Raw genomic sequence first — 26,728 nt, forward strand, 5'->3', positions numbered from 1 at the left:
CCGAACCTCACCCTGCGTGGATGAAGCAGCTCGCTGCCCGCGCCGGCAGGGCCTCATCCGCGTGGGGTGAGGTGCCGGTGCGGTGACCGGGACAGCATCCAGATGAGGAGCCACCGGTTCCGGCGGCTCCCGTCGCACGAGAGGGGATGTCGGATGGCTGCGAAACGGGCTCCGGGGGCCATGGCCGGTTTGGTTGTCTTCGCGGGTGTGATGCTCGTGGTCATAGGGCTGGTCAACGTGTTCGAAGGATTCGTCGCGCTGATCAAGGACGAGCGTCTGGTCATCGCGCCGGACAAGCTCATCGTCGTGGACGTGACCGGCTGGGGATGGTTCCTGCTGATCTCCGGGCTGGTTCTGCTGGCCGTCGGATGCGGCCTGCTGGCGGCGCAGACGTGGGCCAGGATCACGGCCATCATCGTGGTAGGACTGCACGTGGTCCTGCAGATCGTGTCGATCGGCGCCTACCCGGTGTGGTCATTGCTGATGATCGCGCTGGACACCGCCGTGCTGTACGCGCTCACCGCCGGGTGGAGCGGGGCGCGCGAGCGGATCGAACGGCGCGCGGAGGCCACCTGGAACGGTCAGGAGGGCGAGGTTCCGCAATCAGCGGCCGAACAGCGCGTACCGCCGATGAGGTGAGCGTCGGCAGGCAGACTCACCCGGTCGCTCGTCCTGCCGGCCATCGAGCACGTCCGTCCGCGGACGTGCTCGATCCCTGTCCGGGACTCACCGCCGGGAGCTCTCGTCGTCGGCGTCCGGCTGCGGGTCCCGCCACTGCGCGCCGGTCTGCCGGACGTACTCCGCGACGGCGTCGTCGAGGGTCGGCAGGAAGTGCGCCGGATCGATCGTCCGGGTGAGCTCGTACCGCTCGATCTTCGCGCGCACCGGGTCCTTCATCTCCGCGAAGACCAGGGACACCCCGCGGGCGTTCAGCCAGGCGTCGAGCTCCTGCAGCATGTCGGAGGCCGTCGTGTCGACGTCGGTGATCGGCTCGGCGGCGATGACGATCCAGCGCAGGCCGGGCCGTTCGCCGGCGATCTCCCGCACCGTGTCACTGAACATCCGCGCGTTCGCGAAGATCAGCGGCGCGTCGAAACGGTGCACGACCAGGCCGGGCAGCAGCTGGGCGTTCGGGTAGCTGACGGTGTCGTGCAGACCGGCGATCCCGCCCACCCGGCCGAGCTCGGCCTGGTGCGGCCACCAGGCGCGGCGGAAGACGTTCAGGATCGACAGGGCCACGGCGATCCCGATGCCGGGCAGGACTCCCAGCAGGGCCACACCGAGCAGCGCGACGACGGACAGCAGGAACTCGGTACGGCGCTGGTGCCACAGGCGGCGCGTACCGCGGATGTCGGCCAGCGACAGCGCGGCCGCGATGACGATCGCGCCGAGCGTCGGCTGCGGGACGTACTGCATCAAGGAGGTCGCGAAGACCACGACCACGGTGATCACCGCGGCGCCGACGATGCCGGTCACCTGGGACCGGGAGCCGGCCTGCTCGGCGACGGCGGTGCGGGACCCGCTGGTACTCACCGGGAAGCCCTGGAAGAAGCCGGCCGCGATGTTCGCGACGCCGATACCGACCATCTCCTGGTTGCCGCGCACGCGATCGCCCTTGCGCGCGGCGAACGCCGAGGCCGTGGACATCGTGTCGGCCAGCGCGACGACGGCGATCGCGAGCGCCCCGGCGAGCAGCGGCGGCAGATCGTCCCACCCGACCGAGGGGATCGTGAAGGGCGGGAATCCTTGCGGCAGCACGCCGATCGTGTCGACGTCGTGGTCCTGCAGATCGAACGCGTTCACCACGAGGGCGGCCAGGACCACGACGACCAGGACGCTCGGCACCTTGGGCAGCAGCCGGTTCAGGAGCAGGATGCCGATCAGCGAGCCGATCCCGAGGACCGCGGCCGTCGCGTTGGCCTCGCCGTTCGCGAGCCCCGAGAAGAAGTCGCGCGTCTCGGCGATCAGCCCGTCGGCGTCGACCGAGAAGCCGAAGAGCTTGTCGAGCTGGCCGACAATGATGGTCAGGGCGAGCCCGTTCAGGTAACCGATCTGGGTCGGCTTGGACAGCAGGTCCGCCACGAACCCGAGCCGGGCCACGCCGGCCACTGTCATCACCACGCCGACCATCACGGCCAGCATGGAGGCGAGGGCGACCGCACGACCCGGGTCCCCGCCGGCCAGCAGCAGCGGCGCGAGCGTCGCCGCGATCATCGGTCCGAGGGACGAGTCCGGGCCGAGCACCAGCACCCTGGAGGGCCCGAACACCGCGTACCCGAGCAGGCACAGGATCGAGGTGTAGAGACCGGTCACCGGCGGCAGCCCGGCCAGCTCGGCGTACGCCATCCCCTGCGGCACCAGGAGGGCCGACAGGACGAGGCCGGCGACGACATCCTTCGGAAGCCAGGCGCGCCGGTACGACGCGGCCACGTCCAGGCCGGGCACGTACTCGCGCCACCGGGCCGGTTTCGCATCGGGTCGAGCGGTGCCTTCGGCCATGGTCGTCGCCCTACTCGCCCTACTCGCCCGCAAACGGATCGGGCGCCGCGCCCTCGGGTGCCTGCTTCTCCAGGGCGGCCTTGATCTCCTCCAGCGCCTCCCGGGCGTCCTTGCCGACCTTCGGATAGCGGGGATCGATCTCGATCAGCGTGTTGGCGATCACGGCGGCCGCGGCGATCCGCGCGTACCACTTGCGGTCGGCGGGGATCACGTACCAGGGCGCCCACTCGGTGCTCGTATTGGACAGCATCCGCGAGAACGCGCGCTGGTAGGAGTCCCAGTACTCGCGCTCGCGGACGTCGGCCGCGGAGAACTTCCAGTTGTGGTCGCGCAGGTCGATCCGGCGCAGGAAGCGGATCCGCTGCTCCTCGTGGGACAGGTTCAGGAAGAGCTTCACGATCTTGATGCCATTGGCGCTGAGCATCCGCTCCCACTCGTTGATCTCGTGGTAGCGGCGCTTCCACACCCCTTTCCGGGTGCCGCGCGGGAGCTTCTGCCGGTCGAGGAGCTCCTGGTGCACGCGGACGACGAGCACCTCCTCGTAGTGCGACCGGTTGAAGATCCCGATCTGCCCGCGGGCCGGCAGGCGCACCCCGTAGCGCCACAGGTAGTCGTGGTCCAGCTCGTCGCTCGAGGGCACCTTGAAGCTGTGCACCGCCACCCCCTGGGGGTTGACCCCGGTCATGACGTGCCGGATCGTGCCGTCCTTCCCGGCGGCGTCGAGCGCCTGCAGGACCACCAGCACACCGTGGGTGTTGTCGGCGTACAGCCGGGACTGGTACTCCGACAGCAGGTCGGTGCCCTGGACCAGCAGTTTGCGGCCGCGCTTCTTCGAGCCGATCGTGCCCTTGAAGTCCGGCGCGAAATCCCTGCCCAGCCGCACCTTCTGGCCCGGTTCGACGCGGAACGGTGCGATGAAGTCGGCGATCCGCTGCTCGCGAGATGTCATGGTCTCCCCCTACCCTCAGCCGGCCGGCTGCCGGACGCGAGCCGGCGCGACGGCGTCCTCCGGGCGGAGCCGCACCGGAGTCCGTCGCCTGCGCCGGGTGATCAACTTGTCCGCTTCGACGGCGATCGGAAGCAGGGCGGCCAGGCCGAAACAGGTGAGCCACTGGCGCGGGCTGAGCTCGACGGTCAGCAGACCGGACTGCAACGTCGGCAGTTCGCTGGCCAGGAACAGCAGCACGATGGGGATCACCGCGATCGCCGCCGCCTTCACGATCGGCGGGGTCAGACCGCTGGCCGGGGCGCGCCGGTTGACCACCGAGTTGAACGCGGTCCCCACGCCCATCACCACGAAGGTCATCGTCATCGACACCGTGCCCTGCGTCGTACTCGGATCGTCCGGCCCCGCGACCAGCGGCGCCAAGGCGGCCAGGAAGAGCACGAACGCGTAGCCGACCCACCGGATCACCGCGTTCCGGTTCGTGATCGGTACGGCGGGGTCGCGCGGCGGACGGTGCATGACCTCGGGATCACCGGGATCGATCGCGATCACCACGACACCGACGGCGGTGGCGAAGAACAGCAGGAACAGCACCATCGACGGCGTCATCGCCACACCGTCGTTGATGTCGAACGCGGTCGCGGCGAGGAAGAGCAGCACGAGCGACAGCAGTTGCGTCATCTGGTACCGGACGTACGACACGACCTTGTCGTAGACGCGGCGGCCGATCTCGACCGCGTGCACGAGCGTCCCGAAGTTGTCGTCGGTGAGCACCATCCGCGCGGCCTGTTTGGTGACCTCGCTGCCGCTGCCCATCGCCACCCCGATGTCGGCCTGCTTGAGCGCGGCCGCGTCGTTGACCGCGTCACCGGTCATCGCGACGATCATGCCCTGCTCCTGCATGGCCCGGGCCAGGCGCAGCTTGTCCTGCGGGGTGACCCGACCGAACACGTGCAGCTCGGGCATTCGCTGCTTCAGCTGCTCGTCGGTCAGCGCCGCCAGTTCCTGGCCGCTGATCGCGCCCGGCCCCAGACCCAGCTGCTGGCCGATCGCCTGGGCGGTGACCGCGTGGTCGCCGGTGATCATCCGGACGTCGATGCCGGCCGCGAGCGCCGTACGGACCGCGCTCTTCGCCTCCACCCGGAGCGGGTCGATGATGCCGGCCATCCCGACGAACGACAGCCCGGTGGTCAGCGCCATCGGATCCGCGGTCATCGTCGCCAGCTCGTCGTCGCCGACCAGGCGGGCCGCGAACGCGAGCACCCGCAGGCCCTGCCGCCCCATCCGCAGGTTGGCCTCGTCGATGCCGGGCCGCCCGTCGGCGATCGGGATCTGCGAGCCGCTGAGCGGTCCGCCGACCTGGCTGCAGCGGGCCACGACGACGTCCGGCGCGCCCTTGACCAGCTCGATGACGTGCTCGGCGCCGTCGACGGTCACCCGGTGGAACGTCGCCATGAACTTGTACTCGGAGTCGAACGGGACCTCGGCCAGCCGCGGGTACCGACGCCGGGTCTCCTCCGCGTCGACGCCGAGCTTGGCGGCCAGGACGACCAGCGCCGCCTCGGTCGGGTCGCCGATCACCGAACCGTCGTCGCCGACGACCGCGTCGCTGTCGAGGGCCAGCCCGAGACCGAGCCGCGTGAAGTCGGGAACAGGGACGCCGGCCACCGACCGGATCGCGCCGCTCATCCGGTAGCCCTGGCCGTCGACGGTGAACCAGGAACCGCCGGCGTACAACGTCGAGACCATCATCTGGTTCAGCGTCAGCGTCCCGGTCTTGTCGGTGTTGATCGCGTTCGTCGCACCGAGGGTCTCGACGTCGGTCAGGTTCTTCACCACGGCTTTCGCGTCGGCCAGCTGCCGGGCGCCGAGCGAGAGCAGGCCGGAGACGAACGCCGGCATGCCGGTCGGGATCGCCGAGATCGCCATCGCGGTCCCGAGCAGCAGCAGGTCCTTGCCCGGTATCCCGCGGATCAGGCCGACCACCACGATGATCGCGACCGCTCCCCAGGCGATGATTCCGAGCACCTTCGTCAGGGAGTCCAGCTCCCGCTGCAGCGGTGACCGCGTCCGCGTGACGGACGTGAGCATCGTCGCGATCCGGCCCATCTGCGTCTGCAGGCCGGTGGCGGTGACCACCACCGTGCCGGTTCCCCGGGTGACCGACGTCCCCTGGAACAGCATGTCGGTCTGGTCGCCCAGGCCGACGTCGGAGCTGTCCAGGGCGTTGGCGTCCTTGGCGATCGGCGCGCTCTCACCGGTCAGCGCAGCCTCCTGCGCCTCCAGCGTCGCCGACTGCACGATGCGTCCGTCCGCGGGCACGATGTCACCGGCCTCGACCTGCACGATGTCGCCCGGAACGACCTCGGTGGCGGCGATCATCGCCGGCTCGCCGTCGCGGACCACTCGCGCCTGCGGGACCTGCAAAGTGGCGAGGGCGTTCACGCTCGCCCGCGCCGTCAACTCCTGGCGGGTGCCGAGACCGACGTTCAGCAAGATCAGCAGCGCGACGATGATGCCGGTCGACAGCTCGCCGATCAGCAGGCTGACGATCACGACTCCGATCAGCATGATGTTCATCGGGTCGCGCAACTGCTGGCCCGCGACGGCCCAGACCGAGGGCGGCTTCTCGGCCGGGATCTCGTTGGGGCCGTACGACGAAAGCCGTTGGGCCGCCTCGGCCGCGGACAGCCCTGACCCGGCGTCGGATCCGGCCGCGGCGACCACCGCGTCCGGCGTCAGCGCGTACGGCGCCGTCTCGCCCCCGGTCGCTGAAGGTACTGCCATACCGATCTCACCCACGGTGCTGTCCTCTCCTCGGATCGACGGGTCGGCCTCAAACCTGTTGCAGAGCGTCGATCCGGTTCGAGCTGATGGCCTTGGCGAAGTCCGCGAAGTCCTGGTCGTTCTGGGTCGCGTAACGTTCGGAGAAGTCGGTGATCGCGTTGTCGAAGGTGTCGTCCTCGCCGAGGTAGGCGGAGATCGCGACCGGGTCGCCGGACCGTGCGTGGGCCCGGGCCAGCGTCCATCCGCACGTGCGGCCGTAGAAGGCGAGTTCCGCGGGCTTCAGCATCTCCACGAGCGCCGAGCCCTTCATGTCGCGCAACTGGCGCCAGTAGTAGTACCGGCCGGGCTCCACTCCTTCGGACCAACCCAGGAAGATGTCGCTGCTGGCCTGCATCAGGCGTTGCCCGTGCACGACCCGCTCGCCGGACTGCGCGAATTCGCTCTTCGGCAACGGTCCTTCGAGCACCGACTGGGTGGCCTCCTTGACCTGCAGGAACAGCGGATCGTCGCGGTCGCGGCCCTGCAGCAGAACGATGAACGCCCGGGTTCCGACGCTGCCGACACCGACGACCTTGCGGGCCCAGTCGATGACCTCGAAGCGCTCCAGAAGGCGCCGCAACTCCGGGCGGAGGCTGGCGCGGTAGCCGGTGAACAGATTGATCACGACCTCCTCGAAGTCGGCGGGTTCCCGGCCGTACACCACGTGCAGCTCGCGGGCGGGGACGATCACCGGCGGGGCGCTGACGATCCGGTAGTGGCCGTCGACCTCCTCGCTGAGCTTGGACAGGGCCTGGTCGCTGTTGCGGGAATGTGCCTTCAGCGCGTTCTTCTGGAAGCGCTTCTGGGCCTCCTTCACCTGCTTCTGCGTCATCCCGGTGATGCCCTCGTCCTCGCCGGTCTTCTTCTGCTTGCCCTTCTTGCCGTCTTTGCCGGACCCTTTGGCCCGGCCGCTGGCCGCGAAGAAGGCGTCCACCGACTCCTTGATCTGGTCCTCGGCCAGGTGCGCGTACCAGACGTCGAGGGTTCGCATCCCGGCGAACTGGGCCATCGCCCCCCGGTAGGAAGTGACACAGCCTTTCGTGATCGCCTGCGCGTCCGGCGTCGAGCAGCCGTTGTTCTGCGCCGCCACCATGAAGCTCGCGGCCAGCCGTTCGACGTCGTACTCGAACGGCCCCGGCAGCGTCTCGTCGAAGTCGTTGATGTCGAACACCAGGTGCCGCTCGGGCGAGGCGAAGACGCCGAAGTTCGACAGATGGGCGTCACCGCACAACTGGACCTGGAGACCGGACGTCGGTGTCGCGGCGAGGTCGACCGCCATGATCTTGGCGGCGCCGCGGTAGAACGTGAACGGCGACGCCATCATCCGGCCGTGCCGGACCGGGACCAGGTCCGCGTCCCGGCGGAGGTTCTGTTCCTCGATGAGCGAGACCGGGTCGGGCCGGTCCGCGGCGGGTCGCCAGCCGGCGTGGCTGTCCGGCGGGACCTGCGTGCGAGCCTCGAGTCCCTGGGCCTGCCGCTCCTGCAATGTCAGATGATGCACCTTGGTGGGCATGGCCGGCCGCCCCTCTCCTCGTCGCCGGTGCGGCTCGCCGGACGAGCCGGACACGCGGCCCTGCGATCCGCGTACGGCGCCGACGATTCAGCACAACCCGCGCCGTCGCATCACCCCTGATGGACGAGCGGGCCCGGCGGCCGTTCCCGGGACCGATTCATCCTGGGTGTGGGATGCCTTCGCGGCTCGGTGGGTGTGACGTGATCACCATGAGGCGACGGGTGGCGGCGGTGGTGGCGCTGTTGGCCGGGACGGCGACTGCCGTTCTCGGCGTGATTGTCGTGGTCAAGGAGTTCCCGCGGGGCCTTGCCGTCGTCGCCTGCCTGGCGATCGCGGTCGTGGCCGCCTGGTACGGCGCGCTGCGGCGCGGCGTCGCCCGCGTGGCCGGGCTCTACATCGCCGGGATCGCGGCCGCCGGTGCGATCGTCCTCATCGTGGTGGGCGGCAAGTTCGGCGTCGACCTGCTCGTCCTGGCCGGGGTCCTGCTGACGCTGGCTGCGACCCGCGCCGCCTTCCTCGCCCGCGCGGAGCTGCCGCGGGCTGCCGCTCCGCAGCGGGCGGTGCTGTTCTACAACCCGCGCTCCGGCGGCGGCAAGGCGGAGCGGTTCGCGCTCGCCGAGGAAGCGCGCCGCCGCGGCATCGAGCCGATCGAGCTCAAGCCCGGGGAGGACCTCGAGACCCTGGTCCGCGATGCGGTGGCACGGGGGGCCGACGGGCTCGCGATGGCCGGCGGCGACGGCTCGCAGGCGATCGTCGCGGCGATCGCCGCCGAGCACTCGTTGCCGTACGCCTGCGTGCCCGCCGGCACCCGCAACCACTTCGCCCTCGACCTCGGGGTCGACCGGGACGACGTCGTCGGCGCGCTGGACGCGTTCGTCGACGGCGGTCAACGGTGGGTCGATCTCGCCGAGGTCAACGGCAGGGTGTTCGTCAACAACGTGTCGCTCGGCCTGTACGCCGAAGCCGTCCAGCGCAGCGGGTACCGGGAGGCCAAGCTCCGGACGCTGCTCGACACCGTGCCGGATGCGCTCGGCGCCGGCGGCAGCGAGCTCGACATGCGCTGGACCGGCCCCGGTGGCGACGGACACCGGGGCGGCATGGCTGTGCTCGTCTCCAACAACCGCTACCGCCTCGGTCGTGCCGTCGGCTCCGGCACGCGGCCGCGCATCGACGACGGTCTGCTCGGCATCACCGTGCTCGGGGCGCCTCCGGAGGCCGGCCACCGGCGTGCCCAGCGCCCGTGGCGCGAGTGGTCGGCGCCGACCTTCGAGGTCGAGGCCGATCGCCCCCTCCCGGCGGGTATCGACGGGGAGGCCCTCGTCCTCGACGCACCGCTGCGGTTCCGGATCCGGCCCGGAGTCCTCCAGGTACGGATCGCCCACCAGCACCCCGGATCGTCGCCGTCGGCGACAGCTCCCGAGGGTCTGCGCGACGGCCTGGCCGAGCTGGTGCGCATCGCGCTCGGCCGGGACCGGAAACCCGCCGGATGACACCGACCAGGGGCCCTGACGAGGGCGGTCGGCTCTTACGCTCGCTGCGGCGTCTCGAGGCCTACGACCACGCGGTGTTCGGGTCGGTGGCGCGACTGTCCGTACCGGTTCTGGACGAGCCGCTGCGGCGGGTGTCCGATTTCGCGAACTTCTCCAAGCCATGGTTCCTGACGGCCGGCGCCCTCGCCCTGTTCGGCGGTCCGCGGGGACGGCGGGCGGCGGTGACGGGCCTGAGCGCGGTCGGGGCCGCGTCCCTGCTGGTGAACCAGCCGATGAAGCGGATGGCGAGTGAGCGCACGCGTCCCGACCGCGGCGGCCATGGTGTCCCGGTCGAGCGATGGGTTCCGATGCCGTCCTCCGGGTCGTTCCCGTCCGGACATTCCGCGTCGGCAGCGGCCTTCGCCGTCGCCGTCGGCGGGGTCCTGCCCAGACTCCGGCGGCCCCTGCTGGCCGCGGCGTCGGTCGTTGCCTTCTCGCGGGTGTACACCGGCGTGCACTACCCGAGCGACGTTCTGGTCGGCGTCACCGTCGGAGCGGTGTTCGGGCGATTGGCCGCCCGGATCGCGCTGCGTCGCCGGTCACGGTCGTAGACGCCCTCCCAGCTGACGATGGGCGGGCCGTCGGGACCGCGGGCCCGGGCCCGAGTCGTCGTGCGCTTGCTCGTGCCGGACGTACCACCCGCCCAACGGGCCGGCCGAGACGCCGTGCAGTACGACGCTCATCAGCACGGTGAGGGCCACGGCCGCGATCGCGGGTTGCACCGGCCCGGTCGTCCCCAGCTCCTCGATCGCGAGCAAGGCGAACACGACCGACGCCAGGCCACGGGGACCGAACCAGCCGAGGAACAGAACCGTACGGCCGTCCAGTCCCTTGCCGACCAGGGACGCAGCCACGGGAACGATGCGCACGACGGTCAGGCTGAGGACGGCGTACGCGAGCAGCGGCAGGTCGAAGTTGTCGATCGCGATCGGAACCAGCGCGGCACCGAACAGGAACCAGACGACGAACGCCAGGATCTCACCGAGCAACTCCGGCAGCTCGACGACGTCATCGGCGGCGGCGCTGCCGTCGGTGCCGTCGGTGTTCAGCAACGCTCCGCCCAGGCCCGCCCGGAAGGCGAGGCCGGCCACGAACGCCGCGATGAATCCGTTGCCGCTCAACGTCAGCGCAACGGCGAAACTGCCGAGCGCGGCCGCGAGGGTGCCGAGTCCCTGGGCTTCGGTACTGGTCCAGCGCCGCCGGAGACCGAAGACCAGGAGCTTGGCGCTCCCCCGCCCGATCACCAGACCGACGACCAGGCCGACCGCCAGCTCGAGCAGCGCACCGCCGTCACCGAGGAACCCTTCCTTCTCGCCGGGTCCCAGTTGCCCGGCGGCAACAGCGAGCGTGAAGGTGACGACAGGGGTGACGATGCCGTCGTTCAGTCCGCTCTCCACGTTCAGCGCACGGCGCAGGCGCATCGGTATCCGCCGGTCGTTGATGACCTGCGCGCTCAGCGCGGCATCGGTGGGAGCCAGCGTGGCGCCGACGAAGCCTGCGACCGCCCAGGTGAAGTCGTCGAACAGCCAAGCCGCCAGGAGCGAGCCCAGGACGACCGAGAGCGGCAGACCGATGCCGAGCAGGCGCCCGGGCAGGTAGATGTCCTGCCTCAGCCGGGAGAAGTCGACCCGGGCCGCGTCGGCGAACAGCAGCAAGGCGAGCGTGACCTCGGCGACGAGATGGACCGACGGGGCATCGACCTGCACCGTGAGGTGTTTCCAGTCGTGGCTTCCGATCAGGAATCCGGCGACGGTGAAGAACAGTGGACCGGTGATGTTCGCCCTGGCCAGGATGTCCGAGGTGACCACCCAGGCCAGGACGAGGAGCGCGAGCACCCCGAACATGGCTTCTGTCATGGCCGCGCCTCCGTCGTGAGAATGCCAGGGTCGCCGCGGCCGGCGCCTCATCCCGGCCGGACGATGCGGTGCCGGCGGGACGGCGGCCATCGTCGGGCGGTGAGGACGTGAGACGGAAAGAGGGACGCGATGACGTACGGCGACATGGACTCGCGACAGTCCGTTCCGAGCGCGGCGGTGGGCGGGCTCGCGTTCGCCGCTTCCGTGATGGTCATCGTCGGTTCGTTCTCGGTGGTCGCCGGACTCGCCGCGATCCTCGACGACGACTACCTGGTCGTCAGCCGGCGGTACGCGTTCGACCTCGACACCGTCGCCTGGGGCTGGATCCACCTGGTCCTGGGGCTGGCGTTCGTCGCCGTCGGCGTCGGCCTGTTCGCCAACAAGTCCTGGGCAGGCATGGTCGCGATCGTCCTGGCCGGGCTGATCGCGATCGACTACTTCTTCTTCATTCCCTTCCAGCCGGTGTGGTCGCTGGTGGTCATCGCGCTCAGCGCATGGGTGATCTGGGCAGTGACTCGGGCACGCCAAGAAGAATCCTGAACCGGCTCTCCGGCCGTCACGGCCGGTGCACGACCGTCCTGTACCGGTGCGGCCAGCGCGGCCGGGCGAGGAGCGCGCTCACCGAGAACTCGCGTAACTGGTAGTGCTGTGCGGGCGCGTCCGGGAGCACGGCGACCGCGCCGAAGGTGACGTCCTCGATGGTGAGCCGGCGACCTCGACCGAGCGTGTCGTGATAGCCGACCAGCCGGCCGTCCACGCGCAGGAAGGTCTTGCCGCTGGTGTGCCAGTCGAGCCGCAGCTCCGCGAAGCGCGTGCCGGGATTCGCCAGCTGGCCCAGGTCGTGCCGGACCTGGTGCAGCCGGACGCGCACGAGGGCGCGATAGGTCGTCAGCGGTTCGAGTCCCAGGTCGAACGCATCCCCGAGCTGGAGGATCCGCAGCGACGAGCTGACCGTCGGCGCGGGGTACTTGATCCGCAGCCGGCAGCTGAGCCCGACGACATCGCGGAGCGGGGTGTCGAGCAGGTAGTGCAAGCTCCGCGCGGGTCCGATCAGCACGGTGCCGTCGGCCGGATCCGCGGTGGGCGAGCCGGGTGCGAGACTGCCGGGCAGACCCTGACAGGTCGGCAGGATCTCGTCGAACTCGTACGACACCGAACGCGGCATGCTGATCTCCTCATCCGGGTTGTTCCGCGGCGACCTCGCCCGCGGGCAGTTCTGCCGACTCAGTTGCCGGCTCGGTTGCCGGCTCAGGTGCCGGCTCAGATCCCGGCTCGGGCGCCGGGCCTTCGTCCTGACGCTGACCGCCGGAGATCAAGCCGCTGAGCCACTGGGTGGAGGGGTCGGCGTCCAGCAGCAGGGCCTTGACCAGCAGCGACAGCGGGATGGCGAGGACGGCGCCGACCGGGCCGAGGATCCAGGCCCAGAAGATCAGTGACAGGAAGGTCAGTGTCGTGGACAGGCCGACCGCGTCGCCGACGACCTTCGGCTGGATGATCGACTGGATGATGAAGTTGACGACGCTGTACCCCACGATCACCCACACGAGCGTCGCCCAGCCGTGACCGAGCAGGCCCAGCAGCGCGGGCGGCAGCACTCCGATGAAGAACCCGACGTTCGGGATGTAGTTGGTGATGAACGCGAGCAGGCCCCACAGCCACGGCAGCGGGATGTCCAGCACGTAAAGGATCCCGACGTCGAACACGGCGACGATCAGACCGAAGACGGTGGCGACGATCAGGTAGCGCGTCGTGTCGCGGGCGAAGCCGCCCAAGGCGCCCATGACGTCCGGCCGGCTCTGCGCCGCCTCCCGCATCCGATCCGCGAACGGGGCCGCGTCGATAGCCATGAAGAACAGCACGACGATGACGAACCCCAGGCTCGAGACGGCCCCGAGCAGGCCGGACAGCCAGCCCTGCAGGACGTCGAAGAACTGCCCGAGGTCGATCTTCTGCAGGGCGGCCTGGAGTTGGTCGGCCCCCACGCCGCGGTCCGCGAGCCAGCCGCGGACGTCGTCGACGATCTCGGTGAACTTGTCCTCGTAGGCCGGCAGCAGGGTCGCCAGCCTGGCGACCGAGAAGGCCAGCGCGGCGGCCACTCCGAGGAGGATCGCGTTCACGACCACGAGGCCGATCAGCGCGGACAGCCAGCGCTTGACCCCGTGCCGGACGAGCAGCCGGCGCAGCGGGCTCACGGCGATCGTCAGGACGAGCGCGAGGAAGGTAGGGCCGACGATGTGCGAGAAGCCACGCAGGCCGACTGCCGTCAGTACGGCGAACGCAGTCCCCGCCAGGACGACGACGCCGCGCGGAAGCGCCCAGCTGGGAGTGGTCGGCTGCGCGGCCGGCTCCACACCCGGATCAACCGCCGAAGTCCGGTCGGCGGCGGACTCGCTGGAGCCTGCGGTCATCGTCGCAACCCCCTCTCGCCGACTCCCCCGGGCTCCGAACATCGCCCAGATCGTCCTGCCCAGCATCACCCTCACCGGATGAACCTCCCTACGGAAGCGGACCGGTCATCCGGGCAGGGTGAGGAGTCCGCCGAGGTCCCTGCCGGAGACTTCCCTCGATTCCCGGCACGGTTCTGCGGCCCTGCGGAGGAGGCGGGATGGGCGACGAGTCGACGGTCGACGCCGCCGGTGCGAGCCGGCAGGAACCGCCCGACGCTGCCGGGGCGGTCTACGGATCGTTGCTCGCGGCGTCGGTCGTGGCCGGGACAGGTCCTGGCCAGGAGCCGCCGCATCCGGGACAGCTGATCGTCCTCCTGCTCGCCACCGGCGTGGTGTTCTGGCTGGCCCATGTCTATGCGCAGCTGGCTGCGGAGCACTCGACCCAGGCCATCCCGCCACTGCGCAGGATCCGCGCGGCCGCGCGGCGGGAGTGGCCGCTCGTGCAGGCCGCCGTACCGCCCGCGGCGGCGGCGGGCATCGGGGCCCTCGTCGGTCTGACGGACTCCGAAGCCGCCTGGCTGGCGCTCGCGGTGGCGGTGGGATCCCAGCTGGGATGGGCGCTGTACGTCGCTGCCAGAGGAGGCGCCACCTGGGCCCGTCTGATCGCGGCGGGGGTGGTCAATCTCCTGCTCGGCCTGGCGATCGTCCTGCTGAAGGCCGCCCTGTCGCACTGAGCGCGCACGTCGTCCGCCACGGGTGACGCGTGGCGGTCGGGGCGGACCTACTGTCGACGCGTTCCCGATGTCCGTCGGGGGTCGAGCAGGAGGATGTGAACGCAGATGACCGAGAACCGCACCATCGCGTCACCGCCGGAGTCGGGCTGGGCGAAGGGCGCTGTCGTCTTCGCCGCCGTGGTCATCGTGGTGATCGGCGCGTTCCACGTGATCACCGGCCTGTCCGCGATCTTGAACGACGAGTACTTCGTCCAGGTCCGGGGCTACGCCTTCGACCTGGACCTGACGGCCTGGGGATGGATCTACCTGATCTTCGGGCTGGCCATGGTCGCCACCGCCGTCGGTCTGTTCCGCCGGGCCGGCTGGGCGGAGTGGGTCGCGCTCTTCCTGGTCATGCTGAGTGCGCTGAACAACTTCTTCTTCATTCCGTACCAGCCGTTCTGGGCGCTGCTGCTGATCGGTCTGGACGTGTGGGTGATCTGGGCGCTGACGCGCTCCCGCGCGGACGCGTAGGTGACCGGCCGGACCGCCTCGTCGGCATCCGGCGCAGCGAGGATGAACGATGACCGACCAGACCGCCGGGACGTGGTTCCTCCGTCCGGACGAGCGCGGCAACCCCGGTACGGACATCGACCGAATGGGCGACGTGGACGGGTCCTGGGTCGAGGGCAACCTGGTCCGGCCGCTGATCCACGGCGCAACCTACTTCCGCAGGCTGTACGAGGAGCTGTCCGCGCTGCGGGCCGGTGACCGCGTGTACTTCACCGACTGGCGGGGCGACGCGGACGAGAAGCTGCTGCCCGACGGCCCGACCATCGGCGCCGTGCTGACCGATCTGGCCGGGTCGGGTGTCGAGGTCCGAGGGCTCTTGTGGCGGTCGCACTCGGATCACCTGCGGTTCAGCGCCCGGGAGAACCGGAAGCTGGGGACCAGACTCAACCAGGTCGGCGCCGAGGTCCTTCTCGACCAGCGGGTCCGGTGGCTGGGGTCGCACCACCAGAAGCTGTTCGTCGTCCGGCACGCCGGCCACCCGGAACGCGATCTCGCGTTCGTCGGCGGGATCGACCTGTGTCATCAGCGCCGTGACGACCACGACCACCTGGGCGATCCGCAGCCCGCGCCGATGAACCACCGGTACGGCGATCGCACGCCCTGGCACGACGCGGCGCTGGAGATCCGCGGTCCGGTCGTCGGCGATCTGCTGCGCACGTTCTGCGAGCGCTGGGACGACGGCCATCCGCTCGACCGGCGGACGCCGTACCGGATGATCGTGCAGCGGCTCGCCCGGATGCCGCGGCATCCGAAGCCGCTGCCGGAGTCGTTCCCGGATCCCCCGCCGGCCGGGCCGCACGCCGTCCAGGTGCTGCGGACGTACGGTCACAAGCGTCCCGGCTATCCGTTCGCGCCCGAGGGCGAACGCAGCGTCGCTCGCGCGTACGAGAAGGCGTTCGGCATCGCCCGCGACCTGATCTACGTGGAGGACCAGTACCTGTGGTCCGAGCTCGTCGCGCAGGGAATCCACGACGCCCTGGAGCGGTCACCGGCGCTCCGCGTGATCGTCGTCGTGCCGAGATACCCCGATGCCGACGGCGCTCTCAGCGGACCGCCGTCCCGGTTCGGCCAGTTGCGTGCCGTGCGCCTGCTGCAGCGGGCCGCGCCCGGACGGGTCGGGGTCTTCGACCTGGAGAACGAGGAGGGCACGCCGATCTACGTCCACGCGAAGATCTGCATCGTCGACGACACGTGGTTCACCTGCGGGTCGGACAACTTCAACCGCCGCTCCTGGACCTGCGACAGCGAACTCACCTGCGCCGTCGTCGACACGACCGGCACCGACGCGCGGCGGCTGGCGCGTGACCTGCGGCTGGAGGTGTGGTCGGAGCACCTCGGCCTGACGCGCGAGAGCCTCGCCGCTCTCGACCCGCCGGCCGCCTTGGACCTGTGGACGCGCACCGCCGCGGCGCTGGACGCGTGGTACGCCGGGGGCTGTCAGGGCGCGCGGCCCGCCGGACAGATCCGCGCGCACCGGACCGAGCCGCTGAGCCGGTTCCAGGCGCTCTGGGCGGAGCCGCTGTACCGCCTGATCTACGACCCGGACGGCCGCCCACACCGGCTGCGCAGGTCGGCCGAGTTCTGACCTGACGGGCCAGGGCCTAGGCATCCGGCCGGGTAGGCAGCAGCCCCATCTCCCATGCTCGTCGGACGGCTTCGTTGCGGCGCGACGCGCCCAGCTTGCGGAGGATGCTCCGGACATGGCTCCGAACCGTGTTCACGGACACGAACATGGTGTCGGCGATCTCCTCCGTGGTCAGCAGCTCGGCGAGGTGCTCGAGGACTTCCTGTTCCTTGCTCGTGAGTGCCGTGGTGATGACCAGGTCGTTCCGGGACGTCCCGCGGCGATCGACGACTCGGTCTCGCTCGCGACGCGACGGTGCACGCAGCCACGCGTGGTGCCGCATCGCGTCACCGGTCGGCTGCAGCAGCTTGCGCAGGACCGGCGGCGCCTCCACGAAGGGCCGGCGCAACAGCTCCGGAGCGGCCAGCCTGAGGGCGCGTTCCAGGCAGAGCCCGCCGCGTGCCGTGTTCCCGGCCCGGATCGACTCGGCCGCCTGGACCAGCCAGCCGTCCACCTGGGTCTGGAGGGGTGTGGCGCGATCGACGGCCACCGGCGGCTGGGGCGGCGTGCGCTCGCCGGCGTCGACCGCCGCGCGCTGCAGCACCAGGAGGGATCCGGCCTGCTCACGACCCGGCGACCGCTCGATCATCCCGACGGCCTCCCTCAGCTGGTGTTGTGTCACCAGGAGCTTCGCCGCGTCGATGATCAGGGCCTGGTCCAGCCAGCCGCCGTGCAGACCGAAGTCGGCGCTGGCGGCCCGCAGTTCCGCGGTGGCCAGCTCGACGTCGCCGCTGGCTCGCAGCAGCCTGGCCCGCACCAGCGCGAACGCCGCGGTGACGACCCGGGCGTCGTGGGTCGAGTCGGCGGCCTCCTCGGCCCGCTGCACCAGTTCTTCGGCCTCGGCCAGATCGCCCTGGTCGGTGTGCATCCAGGCCTCCGCCACGAGGGTGGCCTGCGGCAGGTCGGGCGAGGTCCCGGCCTCGGCGAGCGCGGTCGCCTGCGCGACGATCTCGCCGGTCCGTCGCAGGCGTCCCCGGATCGCCTCGGCCAGGGCGGCCATTCCGAGGAACTCGGTCAGGGCTTCATGCGCGCCGGTGTCCTCGGCGAGCGCGATGCCGTCGTCGAAGGCCTCGACGGCCGCCGGGAAGTCGCCGCGCTGGAGCAGGATCCGGCCCTTGCATCCGAGGATCAGCAGCCTCGCCTCCGGGTGGAAGACCGCCGGCCTCGACGCCGCCTGGAGCCTGCCTTCAGCCGCCAGGACGACGCCCAGGTCGGCATCGGTAGCAGCTCCGAGGCTCGCACACACCGCCTGCAGCAGGCTGATGACCAGCTCGGCCGCCTGGCTGCGGATGGACCCATCATCGTCCAGCGAGGTCCGCGCCCGGTCCAGCTCCCGCACGCAACGGCCGACATCGAACTCGGCGAGGCCCAGGACGGCCCTGACGACCGCCGCCTCGGGCCCCTCCAGATCATCGGGAAAGCCCGCGAGCAATGCCGTCGCGTGCCGCCGGCGACGCCCGATCAACAGCGCGGCGGAGTCGGGATCCGCCACCAGATAGCGGGCCGCTTGGGCCCAATCGCCGGCCGTGACGGCATGGTGGATCGCGTCCAGCGGCTGACCGTGCTGGGCGAACCAGGCCGCCGCGGCGCGGTGCAGTGCGGGGACAGCGGCCGGCTGCTCGTACAGCATCTCGGCGCGCAGGAACTCGCGGAACAGCGCCTGGTAGCTGTAACCGTCGGCGGTCCGCGGCACGGGCTGGATGAACGAGTTGCCGCGCGCGAGGAACTGCAGCGAGCGAAGGTCGCAACGGGACCCCGTCAGCGCCTCGGCCAGCCCGGGCCGGACCACGTCGACGAGGCTGGTCCGGAGCAGGAACTGCCGCAGCTCGGCCGGTTGCGAGTCGAGCACCTCGGACATCAGGTAGGCCGCGACGTTGCCGGTGTCGCCGCGGAACTCGCTGATCACCCGCTCGGGGTCGGACTTTCCGGCCAGGTTCATGGCCGCGAACATGAGGCCGACGGGCCAGCCGTCGGTCCGGATGTGCAGGTCGGCGACCTGCTCCTCGGTCAGGTCCAGGCTGAACTCGCGCATCAGCGCCCTGGTCTCGTCGAGCGTGAACGCCAGGTCGGTCGCCTGGATCTCGGCGATCGCGTCGGCCAACCGGTACTGGTACAGCGGGATGGGCGGGTCGTACCGGGTCAGCAGAACCACCCGGAAGCGTCCGGCGTAGCCGCGAACGAGGCGGTCGAGGCTCTTGCCGTACTCCGGCGTGATCATCAGGTCCCCGCAGTCCAGGACGAGCACCAGCACCTGCCGGTCGTCGCGACGCAACAACTGGTGGACCGAGTTCAGGACGTCGGCAGGTTCACCGTCGGCGGGCAGCGTGACCCGCCGGATCAGGGCGGGGCCTCGATAGAGCTCCGCCCACGACTCGACCAGGATCGTCTTGCCGAAACCGGCCGGTGCGCTGATCAGGGTCAGCGGCCGCTGGACCGCGAGGTCCAGCCGGTCGACGAGTCGCTGCCTCGGCACCATCCCGGGCATGATCGCCGGGGCTTCGATCGCGGATCCGAGACGACCCGCGAACGGCGCGCCGGGCGACGCACGGCGACTGCCGCCCGTCCTCGCAAACTGCTCACTAGGCATGATCCCTCCCGGTGACGTGCTGGCGCGCCGAACGGTGGGAGGGACTGCCTGAGGGGTCTTACGTTCTCGACGAAACCACCAATACGCCCATAAAACCAGCGTTTTGCGTCCGATCGCCGCATCTTCGTAACACCGGCCGGTCACCGTTGCGGCGGCACGCGCCCGCCCGGGAGCTCGCGTCGCCCCGGGCAGTTCACCCCACAGGGGTGACGCCGCGGCATCGGACCTTTGCGAGCGTCGAACGCACAGGTGGCGAACGGAGTGGTTTCGATGGGCGAGGCGACGTACGAGGTCCGTGTGGCCGACGCAGTCCCCGAACAGGATCTCCGAGACATGCGCGCGGTGACGGTCGCGATCGACCAGGTGAACACCATCGTCTACAGCATCCCGAGCCAGGCGGCGCTCTACGGCCTGCTCGCGAGGCTCCGGTCCCTGGGCATCGAGGTCATCGAGGTACGGCGCGTGCTCGACCCGGCGTCACCGTCGACGGAGTGGACGGATCTCGACCAACGGAGCGAAGACGATGACACCACGTGAGCACCACGGCCCGTCGTACCAGGTGGTCCTCCAGGGCAACCTGAGGCCCGCCACGCTGGCGTTCTGCGCCGGCCCGCAGGCCGGCCACCGGACAGCAGGCGCGTTCCGGCTGCGGGTGCGCGACGACCAGGGCATCGCCGATCTGGTCGCCCGGCTGGAGGGCGCGGGCCTGGTGATCCTGAGCATCCGCCAGTTGACCCCGGCGGAGGTCGCCGCCGCACCCCGCGCACCGGAGTTCATCCCGCGGGGGTGATGCCGCCACTACCGGCCCACGGCACTGTGGGCCGTACAGGACGCCGGGGGCCTGCGCCCCTCGGGAGGGATGGAGAGTCATGTCGGATGCAGACGTTCACGGACCCATCGACTACGTGCTCCTCGAGTTCACCGGCAACAAGCTGACCGGACGGGCGGCCGAAGAGCTGGTGAACCTGGTCGATCGCGGCATCATCCACGTGTACGACGTGATGCTGGTCGGCAAGGACGCCGACGGTTCCCCCTACCTGGTCGACCTGGCCGAGTCCACGGGACCGGCCGGCGGGTTCGCGGACCTCAGCGGCGCCCGGTCGGGAATCCTGGCCGACGACGACCTGGCCGCGGCGGCGGCCGCGATGGACCCGGGCACCTTGGCCGCACTGATCGTCTACGAGAACACCTGGGCGATCCCGTTCGTCGCGGCGGCGCTGGAGTCGGGCGGCACCTTGATCGCCGGGGGACGCATCCCGGCCCAGGACGTGATGGAAGTGCTCGACGCCCTGGACGCCCTGGAAACCCTGGAACCGTCGAGTTGAGGAGCCTGACATGCCGGGACTGTTGCGAGGAATAGTCAGGACCGCCGCCGTGGCGGGCACCGCGACAGCGGTGCACGGCCGGGTGCAGCGCCGTCAGGACGCGAAGTTCGCCCAGCGCGACGCCGATACGGCGGCCACCCGCAACCAGGCGTACGAGGAGCAGATGGCGCCACCGCCCGCACCAGCGCCCGCACCGGCCGCACCGGCCGCACCGGCCGCATCGGCGACGGAGGACCGGCTGGCGCAGCTCAAGAGCCTGGGCGAACTGAAGCAGTCGGGTGTGCTGACCGACGCCGAGTTCGAGGCGCAGAAGGCCAAGATTCTCGCCGGCTGAGGCCCGCCGCTGGTCGGCGGCCGATCGACAGGAGCGGCACGCATGACCGACGAACCCGGCGCTGTCCCGGCAGGGACGAAGGCGAGCCCACGACTCAGCATCCTGCTCGCGATGGCGATGTTCGTGCTGGTCGTGGACACCTCGCTGATGAACGTCTCGATCTCCTCGGTGGTCCGGGACCTCGACACGACGGTCAGCGGTGTCCAGTCGGCGATCGCGCTGGAGGCACTGGTCTCCGCGGCGTTCATCCTGATCGGCAGCAAGGTCGGCGACCTGATCGGCCGCAAGCGCGCGTACCTGCTCGGACTCTGCGGCTACGCCATCGGGGCCTCGGCGATGGCGCTGGCGCAGAGCCTGACCGCGATCATCATCTTCTGGGCTCTGATCGGCGGCATCGGGGCGTCACTGCTGCTGCCCGCCATGCAGTCACTGATCCACGGCAACTTCGAAGGAGCGGCGCAGACCAGGGCGTATGCCTTGGTGGGCGCCGCCGCCGCGCTGGCCGCCGCGGTCGGACCACTGCTCGGCGGATTCATCACCACGTACCTGTCCTGGCGGGTCGCGTTCCTGCTCGAGGTCGCGGTGATCGCGGTCGTGCTGGCCGGCCAGGGCCTCATCCATGACGCGCCGTACACCGGCTCCCGGCGGGTCGACGTCGTCGGCGCCGTGCTGTCGGTCGTGGGGATGGGCGGCATCGTCCTGAGCATCCTGGTCTGGCAGGAGGGCGGCGAGTATGTCGGCCTGATCATGGCCGTCGGCGTCCTCGGACTCCTGTCGTTCGGCTACTGGCTGGTGCGCCGCAAGCGCCGCGGCCAGCCGACGCTCATCGATCCGGCCCTGTTCAGCTCGGCGCCCTTCAAGCTGGGGATCTCCCAGCAGATGCTCCAGCAGATCGCCTTGGGCGGCACCATGATCGTGCTGCCGATCTATCTGCAGATGGTGCTCGAGTACAACGCGATGGCCGCCGGCCTCTCGCTGGCTCCGCTGTCCCTGAGCATGTTCGGGATGGCGATCCTCGCGGAGAAGAAGGCGGGCGGGCGACGCCCGACGGGCATCATCAGGTGGGGATTCACGCTGCTGACCGCGGGCCTGGTGATCCTCCTCCCGATCGTGCCCCGGGCCGAGTCCGGCTGGGCGCTCGCCGGACCGCTGGTGGTCGTCGGAGTGGGTCTGGGACTGCTCGTGTCCCAGCTGAACAACTACACGCTGGCTCCGATCTCTCAGGAACGGGTCAGCGAGGCGGCCGGTGTCAACTCGGCGGCCGGCTCGTTCGGCCTGTCCTTCGGGCTGGCGTTCGCCGGGGCCATCATGCTCGCGACCCTGTCGTTCGCGTTCACGAATCTCGCGGAATCCAGCACCGTGCTGCAGCCGGCGCAGCAGCAACAGGTCGCCGACACGCTCGAGCACGACGCCGAGGTGATGAGCAACACCGACCTCGACAAGTTGCTCGCCGGTCAGCCGCCCGAGGTTCGTGCGGAGATCGTCGACATCAACACCACCGCACGGCCGCTCGCCCTGCAGGTGGCGCTGGGCATTCCGATCCTCGCCGGAGCCGCCGGGCTGGTGAACTCCTTCCGGATGGCGCGCCTGCAGCCTTCGCCGCCGGCCCAGGACGCCGGCGCACAGGCCTAGGTCCTGATCACTTCCGGCGATCGAGGTTCTGGTTGACCACCCCTACCAGGACGCGTGCGACCAGACCGACCAGGGCCAGGTCACCCAGCATCTGGACCGTGGTCGCCACCCGCGCCGGGCCGGACACGGGCACGATGTCACCGAAGCCGACGGTCGCGAAGATGGTCACCGTGTAGTACGCCGCGTCGAGCCGGCTGAGGTGCTCGGAGAAGCTCGCCGGCTGGATGCGCGCCATCAGGAAGTAGGTGAGGGCGAAGACCGCGAGGAACAGCGGCACCGAGGTCGCCAGTGCGCCGATCGCCCGGACCCGCGGGTGCGGCGAACGGGAGATCTGGCGAATCTGCCATCCCAGCACCAGGCCGACGACGACGAGACCGGACGCCAGGCCGGCCACGGGCATGCGGCCGTCGAGACGCAGCGGCAGCAGGAAGTAACCGGCAACGATCACGAAGGACACCAGGAGAGAACGCAGCAGCGACACCACCGCCAGCCGGCGGCGGGCGGGCTGCGGCAGTTGCCGGTAGTCGATCGCCCCGTCCTTCACGAGTCAAGTCAAGACCGTGCGCGCGGCAGTTGGTTCATCCGGCGTGGGTGATGCTGCCCGGGCGACCTCCGGTGTTCGGTGGAGGTCGCGGATCCAGCGCCGTGTCACGCGACCCGGCACGACGGAGGGGTGGTGCAACATGAGTGCATCGATGCCGATGGTGCCGGCCCGGGCCGTCATCCGCTCGACCGATTCACCCCGTACCGCCCGCGGATCGGCGCCGGTCGTCCGGCGGCTCACACCGTCCGACCACGCCCGCCTGGGACTCGCCGCACGGACCGCGCTGCCCCCGCGCGAGCAGGCGCAACTGGTGCTGCCCGCGCAGCGCCGGGATCCGGTCGCGCTGCTCGAGGAGCAGGCCAGGTCCCGGGTTCCGGAGCTCGTGCCGGTCCGGCATGGCCGGATGACGGTGTCCCCCTTCGCCTTCTTCTGCGGCAACGCCGCCGGCATGGCGACCGATCTCGCCGTGGCCCCCGTGTCCGGCCTCGGGGTGCAGCTGTGCGGTGACGCCCACCTGGCGAACTTCGGCGTCTTCGGAACGCCCGGCCGCCGCCGCCTGCTGTTCGACGTCAACGACTTCGACGAGACCATGGCCGGTCCGTGGGAGTGGGACGTCAAGCGCCTCGCCGTCAGCCTCGCCGTCGCGGGCCGGTGCAACGGGTTCGGGCGCAAGGAGCGCCGCAGGTGTGTGCTGGAGGCGGTCCAGCGCTACCGCCGCGCTACCGCCGAGTTCGGGACCATGCACGCTCTCGATGTCTGGTACGCCCGCGCGGACGTCGACGACGTCTCCACGATGCTGCGCGCCAAGATGGGCTCGAGCAGGCGCAAGATCGTCGGCCAGGCGCTGCCGAAGGCCCGCGGCAGCGAAAGCCTCAAGTCCTTCGCCAAGCTCACCGAGATCACCGACGACGGGGTCCGGATCAAGGCCGATCCGCCGTTGCTCGTGCCGATCGCCGATTACCTGCCCGACGCCGACCGCAAGGAGCTCGAGGCCGGGATCAAGGACCTGCTGAACCTGTACCGCCGGTCGCTGCCGACCGAGCGGCGGGTGCTGTTCGACCAGTTCGAGGTCGTCGACCTGGCGCGCAACGTGGTCGGCGTGAGCAGCGTCGGTGCGCGGTCCTGGATCGTGCTGCTCCACGGCCGGGACGACGGCGATCCGCTCCTCCTCCAGGTCAAGGAGGCCGGGCCGTCGGCGCTCAAGGCGAAGGTCCCCACCGCACTCAGGCAGCGGCCCGCGCCCCGCAACGACGGAGAACGAGTGGTGGCCGGGCAACGCCTGATGCAGGCGACCGGCGACATCTTCCTCGGCTGGCGGCGCACCGAGGGCATCGACGGACAGGCCCGCGACTTCTACGTCCGGCAGTTGCGCGACATGAAGGGCGCGGCCGTGCTGCACAAGATGGATCCGGCCGGCATGACGCTGTACGGCCAGCTGTGCGCCTGGACACTCGCCCGGGCGCACGCCCGGTCCGGTGACCGGATCGCGTTGGCCACTTACCTCGGCGGCGACGACGCGTTCCCCGAAGCGATGGCCGAGTACGCCGAGGCGTACGCCGACCAGAACGAACGCGACTACCAGGTGTTCATGAACGCGGTCCAGAGCGGTCGGCTCGAGGCCGAGACCGGACTGTAGAGCCGACGTCGGGCGCGACGTCGGTCCGATGGCCGCAGTACCGCAGGATGTCCTTCAGGGCGACGTGCAAGGCGTCGGCTCCGACGACCCGCTCGGCGGGGAACGGCAGGTCCGCGGGAACGGCGACGAGGGCGCGGTCCTGCCAGCCGCCGAGCCCGCCGTGGCACCCGACGAGGCCCTCGAACGCGGCGACCTCTTCGGTGCCGGATTCGACCAGGCTGTTGACGTAGATGTCGGGCGCCTCGGGTCGCAGCGCCGCCCGGCGGACGAAGGCGGGCGCGTTGGGTCCGAAGGGAGCCAGCGGATCGACGCCGTCCACCCGGCCGTCGTCGAGCCGGTGACTGCCCGCGGCCCCCAGCGCGATCGGACCGTCGACGTCGTCCAGGACGACGACGAAGCCGACGCCCGGATGCGCGGCCAGTCCCGCCAGCAGCGCCGGATACCGGCGATCGAGCTGATCCCTGGTCAGTCGCTCCTTGCTGCCGCGCACGTAGATGAGTCCGAGGTTGCCCGACCCGAACACGTGGAACTCCTCGTCGCCCTCGGCCTTGCCGGATCGTTGGCGGTCGCCGGCCTCGACGGCGTCGGCCTCGTCCTGCCCGCGGCGCTGGATGGCCGCGGCGGCGTTGCGCATGGTGCGCCCGCCGACCCCTTTCCCGGTCGCGAGTTCGTCCACCAGGATCCGGGTCCGGCCCCAGCCCTCGACCGGCGCGGACGACACCGCGACGTCCGCCGCGGCCAGCCGGGACACGACGACCGCGAGTTCCTCGCCGTACCTGTCCGCGAAGGGCGTTCCCTGCGCCTGGCCGTGGTCGGACAGGATCACGAAGCGGTACGGCCGCGGCGCCACGGACGCGATCAACTCGAGCTGGTGCAGGACGCGATCGATCGACTCCAGCGCCTCGAGGCTCTCCGGGCGCAGGACTCCCGCGTGGTGCGCGACCTCGTCGTAGTCCACGTAGTCGACGTAGATCGACCGCGTGCCGCGGAGCATGTGCTGGGCGACGAGTGCGGTGTTGACATCGCGCAGCACCCCGTTGGTGACCGCTCGCAGGGCCGCCGTCGACCAGGAGCGGTGGCAGCGGGGCTGGACGTCCCGCCGGACTCCGCGGCGCGCCTGGAACCGGTCGCGCAGGAGCTCCGAGACCGACCGTGACAGGCCACGGGTCAGACCGCTGGGGCTGGCGACGAACTGGGCGGCGGCGCGCCTGGTGATCTCGCCCCGGCCGGCACGCCGGCTCATGGTCAGTGCCGCCTGCGGCGCGTCCCCGGTGAACAGGTTGCCGATACTCACGCCGCCGTCGACGAGCAGTCCGTGCCCGGTGGTCAGGGCGGCCTCGATCACGGCGGCGTCGGCCGGGCGGTTCGCCACCAGGATCCGGTCGCCGGCGCGGTCGTACCAACGGAAGGCGGGGATCCCGTCGATGACACCGTGCAGGATGCCCATCTGGCTCGCGGGCGTCGTGGCCGGCAGCTTCGGCGTCCACTCGTACAGCCGGTGGCTGCCCGAGCGGAGCCAGCGCGACAGCGTCGGCACCGACCCCGCCGTCACCGCCATCTGCAGGACGGGAAACGGCACACCGTCCACCTGGACGAAGACCACGCCCTCCACCTCGGCATCGTCCAGCTCGACCGGGCGGCGACGGCCGGAGGCCACCAGCCTCTGGACCAGGCGGTCGTCGGTGCCGGCGGTGCTGAGCCAGCCGACGACCGTACCGACGATGCCGAGGATCCAGGCGGCGAGCAACGCGGACCAGAAGTCGTCGATCCGCACTCCCGGCAGCAGCCACGCGGTGGCGAGAACGATCAACGCCTGCCCGGCGAGTGCCAGCAGCAGGACGCCTGCCCAGCCGAGCCGCACGGCCCCGGCGACGAGCAGCGGCTGCAGCGCGAGCCCCGCGATCCCGAGGACGACGGCGAAACTGAGCGGACCGAGCGGGAGGTCCACATGGAACCCGGGCACGATCGCATCGCACAGCAGGACCGCCAGCGCCGCGGCCACCACCCACAGGACCGCCGACGCCAGCCAGGAGTACCACCGCCGGTGCCGCGCGCCGTGGGCGAGACGTCCGGCGAGCTCGGATCGCCGGCCCACAGGGACCGGTGCTGTCTCGGACATGCCTCCCATCGCACCGGCTGCGCCGGGTTGTGTCGTCATCCCTGCCGTATGACCACAGGTCGTCGCCGGTCGCGCGCGGCGGCGC

The 26,728-nt window shown here is 70.7% G+C and carries 23 protein-coding genes; 13 read left to right on the plus strand and 10 right to left on the minus strand.

What is annotated here, in order from left to right; all coding sequences use genetic code 11:
* The first annotated feature begins 153 nt into the window (after positions 1 to 153).
* The gene (locus AB0I12_RS06515; protein WP_359925478.1) at positions 154 to 639 is read left to right on the plus strand and encodes a hypothetical protein; all 486 of its coding nucleotides are present in this window, start codon (positions 154 to 156) and stop codon (positions 637 to 639) included.
* An 87-nt stretch (positions 640 to 726) separates the two neighbouring features.
* Here the strand turns inward: AB0I12_RS06515 and sulP are convergent, their stop codons facing one another.
* Genes sulP through AB0I12_RS06535 form a run of 4 tightly spaced genes read right to left on the minus strand, consistent with a single transcriptional unit; the run spans position 727 to position 7,784 of the window.
* Entirely contained in the window at positions 727 to 2,499 is a 1,773-nt protein-coding gene (gene sulP / locus AB0I12_RS06520; RefSeq protein ID WP_359925481.1) for a sulfate permease, read from the minus strand.
* Positions 2,500 to 2,518: 19 nt separating this feature from the next.
* Entirely contained in the window at positions 2,519 to 3,448 is a 930-nt protein-coding gene (locus tag AB0I12_RS06525; protein ID WP_359925484.1) for a PPK2 family polyphosphate kinase, read from the minus strand.
* A gap of 15 nt (positions 3,449 to 3,463) precedes the next feature.
* Positions 3,464 to 6,232, minus strand: a complete 2,769-nt coding sequence (locus AB0I12_RS06530; protein ID WP_359925487.1) for a cation-translocating P-type ATPase — start codon at positions 6,230 to 6,232, stop codon at positions 3,464 to 3,466.
* A gap of 49 nt (positions 6,233 to 6,281) precedes the next feature.
* Entirely contained in the window at positions 6,282 to 7,784 is a 1,503-nt protein-coding gene (locus AB0I12_RS06535) for a DUF2252 domain-containing protein (protein ID WP_359925489.1), read from the minus strand.
* A gap of 209 nt (positions 7,785 to 7,993) precedes the next feature.
* Between AB0I12_RS06535 and AB0I12_RS06540 the strand changes: the two genes are divergently transcribed.
* Both AB0I12_RS06540 and AB0I12_RS06545 read left to right on the plus strand, forming a co-directional pair.
* Complete coding sequence (locus AB0I12_RS06540; RefSeq protein WP_359925492.1) at positions 7,994 to 9,274, plus strand: diacylglycerol kinase family protein; 1,281 nt, start codon at positions 7,994 to 7,996, stop codon at positions 9,272 to 9,274.
* Positions 9,271 to 9,864, plus strand: coding sequence for a phosphatase PAP2 family protein (locus tag AB0I12_RS06545; protein WP_359925495.1), 594 nt, complete (start codon positions 9,271 to 9,273; stop codon positions 9,862 to 9,864). The genes AB0I12_RS06540 and AB0I12_RS06545 overlap by 4 nt, the downstream gene beginning before the upstream one ends.
* Here the strand turns inward: AB0I12_RS06545 and AB0I12_RS06550 are convergent.
* Entirely contained in the window at positions 9,853 to 11,169 is a 1,317-nt protein-coding gene (locus tag AB0I12_RS06550; protein WP_359925498.1) for a cation:proton antiporter, read from the minus strand. The genes AB0I12_RS06545 and AB0I12_RS06550 overlap by 12 nt on opposite strands.
* Before the next feature lie 129 nt (positions 11,170 to 11,298).
* On the opposite strand from AB0I12_RS06550, the gene AB0I12_RS06555 reads away from it, so the two are divergent.
* Positions 11,299 to 11,709, plus strand: coding sequence for a hypothetical protein (locus tag AB0I12_RS06555; RefSeq protein ID WP_359925501.1), 411 nt, complete (start codon positions 11,299 to 11,301; stop codon positions 11,707 to 11,709).
* Between the two features lie 16 nt (positions 11,710 to 11,725).
* Here the strand turns inward: AB0I12_RS06555 and AB0I12_RS06560 are convergent, their stop codons facing one another.
* Positions 11,726 to 12,334 (minus strand): hypothetical protein, encoded by a 609-nt coding sequence (locus AB0I12_RS06560; RefSeq protein ID WP_359925504.1) that lies wholly within the window; start codon positions 12,332 to 12,334, stop codon positions 11,726 to 11,728.
* 10 nt (positions 12,335 to 12,344) lie between these two features.
* Positions 12,345 to 13,577 (minus strand): AI-2E family transporter, encoded by a 1,233-nt coding sequence (locus tag AB0I12_RS06565; protein WP_359925506.1) that lies wholly within the window; start codon positions 13,575 to 13,577, stop codon positions 12,345 to 12,347.
* Positions 13,578 to 13,774: 197 nt separating this feature from the next.
* Here AB0I12_RS06565 and AB0I12_RS06570 point away from each other — a divergent pair, with 197 nt between their 5' ends.
* From AB0I12_RS06570 to AB0I12_RS06580, 3 genes are all read left to right on the plus strand, one after another.
* Positions 13,775 to 14,290, plus strand: coding sequence for a hypothetical protein (locus tag AB0I12_RS06570; protein WP_359925509.1), 516 nt, complete (start codon positions 13,775 to 13,777; stop codon positions 14,288 to 14,290).
* 105 nt (positions 14,291 to 14,395) lie between these two features.
* Entirely contained in the window at positions 14,396 to 14,803 is a 408-nt protein-coding gene (locus tag AB0I12_RS06575; RefSeq protein WP_359925511.1) for a hypothetical protein, read from the plus strand.
* A 49-nt stretch (positions 14,804 to 14,852) separates the two neighbouring features.
* A complete protein-coding gene (locus tag AB0I12_RS06580) occupies positions 14,853 to 16,427 on the plus strand; it encodes a phospholipase D-like domain-containing protein (protein ID WP_359925514.1) in 1,575 nt (524 codons plus the stop codon).
* A 16-nt stretch (positions 16,428 to 16,443) separates the two neighbouring features.
* On the opposite strand, the gene AB0I12_RS06585 is transcribed toward AB0I12_RS06580, so the two are convergent.
* On the minus strand, positions 16,444 to 19,053 hold the full coding sequence (locus AB0I12_RS06585) for a LuxR C-terminal-related transcriptional regulator (RefSeq protein WP_359925517.1): 2,610 nt from the start codon (positions 19,051 to 19,053) through the stop codon (positions 16,444 to 16,446).
* Positions 19,054 to 19,323: 270 nt separating this feature from the next.
* Here AB0I12_RS06585 and AB0I12_RS06590 point away from each other — a divergent pair, with 270 nt between their 5' ends.
* The 5 genes from AB0I12_RS06590 to AB0I12_RS06610 all read left to right on the plus strand — a co-directional run bounded on the left by AB0I12_RS06590 (position 19,324) and on the right by AB0I12_RS06610 (position 22,344).
* A complete protein-coding gene (locus AB0I12_RS06590; protein WP_359925523.1) occupies positions 19,324 to 19,590 on the plus strand; it encodes a hypothetical protein in 267 nt (88 codons plus the stop codon).
* Positions 19,577 to 19,843, plus strand: a complete 267-nt coding sequence (locus AB0I12_RS06595) for a hypothetical protein (protein ID WP_359925525.1) — start codon at positions 19,577 to 19,579, stop codon at positions 19,841 to 19,843. Before AB0I12_RS06590 ends, AB0I12_RS06595 begins: the two co-directional genes overlap by 14 nt.
* A gap of 79 nt (positions 19,844 to 19,922) precedes the next feature.
* A complete protein-coding gene (locus AB0I12_RS06600; protein WP_359925527.1) occupies positions 19,923 to 20,378 on the plus strand; it encodes a DUF6325 family protein in 456 nt (151 codons plus the stop codon).
* 10 nt (positions 20,379 to 20,388) lie between these two features.
* Positions 20,389 to 20,712, plus strand: a complete 324-nt coding sequence (locus AB0I12_RS06605; RefSeq protein WP_359925530.1) for an SHOCT domain-containing protein — start codon at positions 20,389 to 20,391, stop codon at positions 20,710 to 20,712.
* A 42-nt stretch (positions 20,713 to 20,754) separates the two neighbouring features.
* Positions 20,755 to 22,344 (plus strand): MFS transporter, encoded by a 1,590-nt coding sequence (locus AB0I12_RS06610; RefSeq protein WP_359925532.1) that lies wholly within the window; start codon positions 20,755 to 20,757, stop codon positions 22,342 to 22,344.
* Between the two features lie 7 nt (positions 22,345 to 22,351).
* Here AB0I12_RS06610 and AB0I12_RS06615 read toward each other — a convergent pair whose 3' ends face one another.
* The gene (locus tag AB0I12_RS06615; protein WP_359925535.1) at positions 22,352 to 22,888 is read right to left on the minus strand and encodes a potassium channel family protein; all 537 of its coding nucleotides are present in this window, start codon (positions 22,886 to 22,888) and stop codon (positions 22,352 to 22,354) included.
* 139 nt (positions 22,889 to 23,027) lie between these two features.
* Here AB0I12_RS06615 and AB0I12_RS06620 point away from each other — a divergent pair, with 139 nt between their 5' ends.
* Positions 23,028 to 24,524, plus strand: coding sequence for a DUF2252 domain-containing protein (locus tag AB0I12_RS06620; protein WP_359925537.1), 1,497 nt, complete (start codon positions 23,028 to 23,030; stop codon positions 24,522 to 24,524).
* Here AB0I12_RS06620 and AB0I12_RS06625 read toward each other — a convergent pair.
* The gene (locus AB0I12_RS06625) at positions 24,475 to 26,643 is read right to left on the minus strand and encodes a phage holin family protein (protein WP_359925540.1); all 2,169 of its coding nucleotides are present in this window, start codon (positions 26,641 to 26,643) and stop codon (positions 24,475 to 24,477) included. The genes AB0I12_RS06620 and AB0I12_RS06625 overlap by 50 nt on opposite strands.
* Positions 26,644 to 26,728: the final 85 nt, after the last annotated feature.

Source organism: Kribbella sp. NPDC050459 (assembly GCF_040655315.1).
In the GTDB taxonomy this organism is placed as follows: Bacteria; Actinomycetota; Actinomycetes; order Propionibacteriales; family Kribbellaceae; genus Kribbella.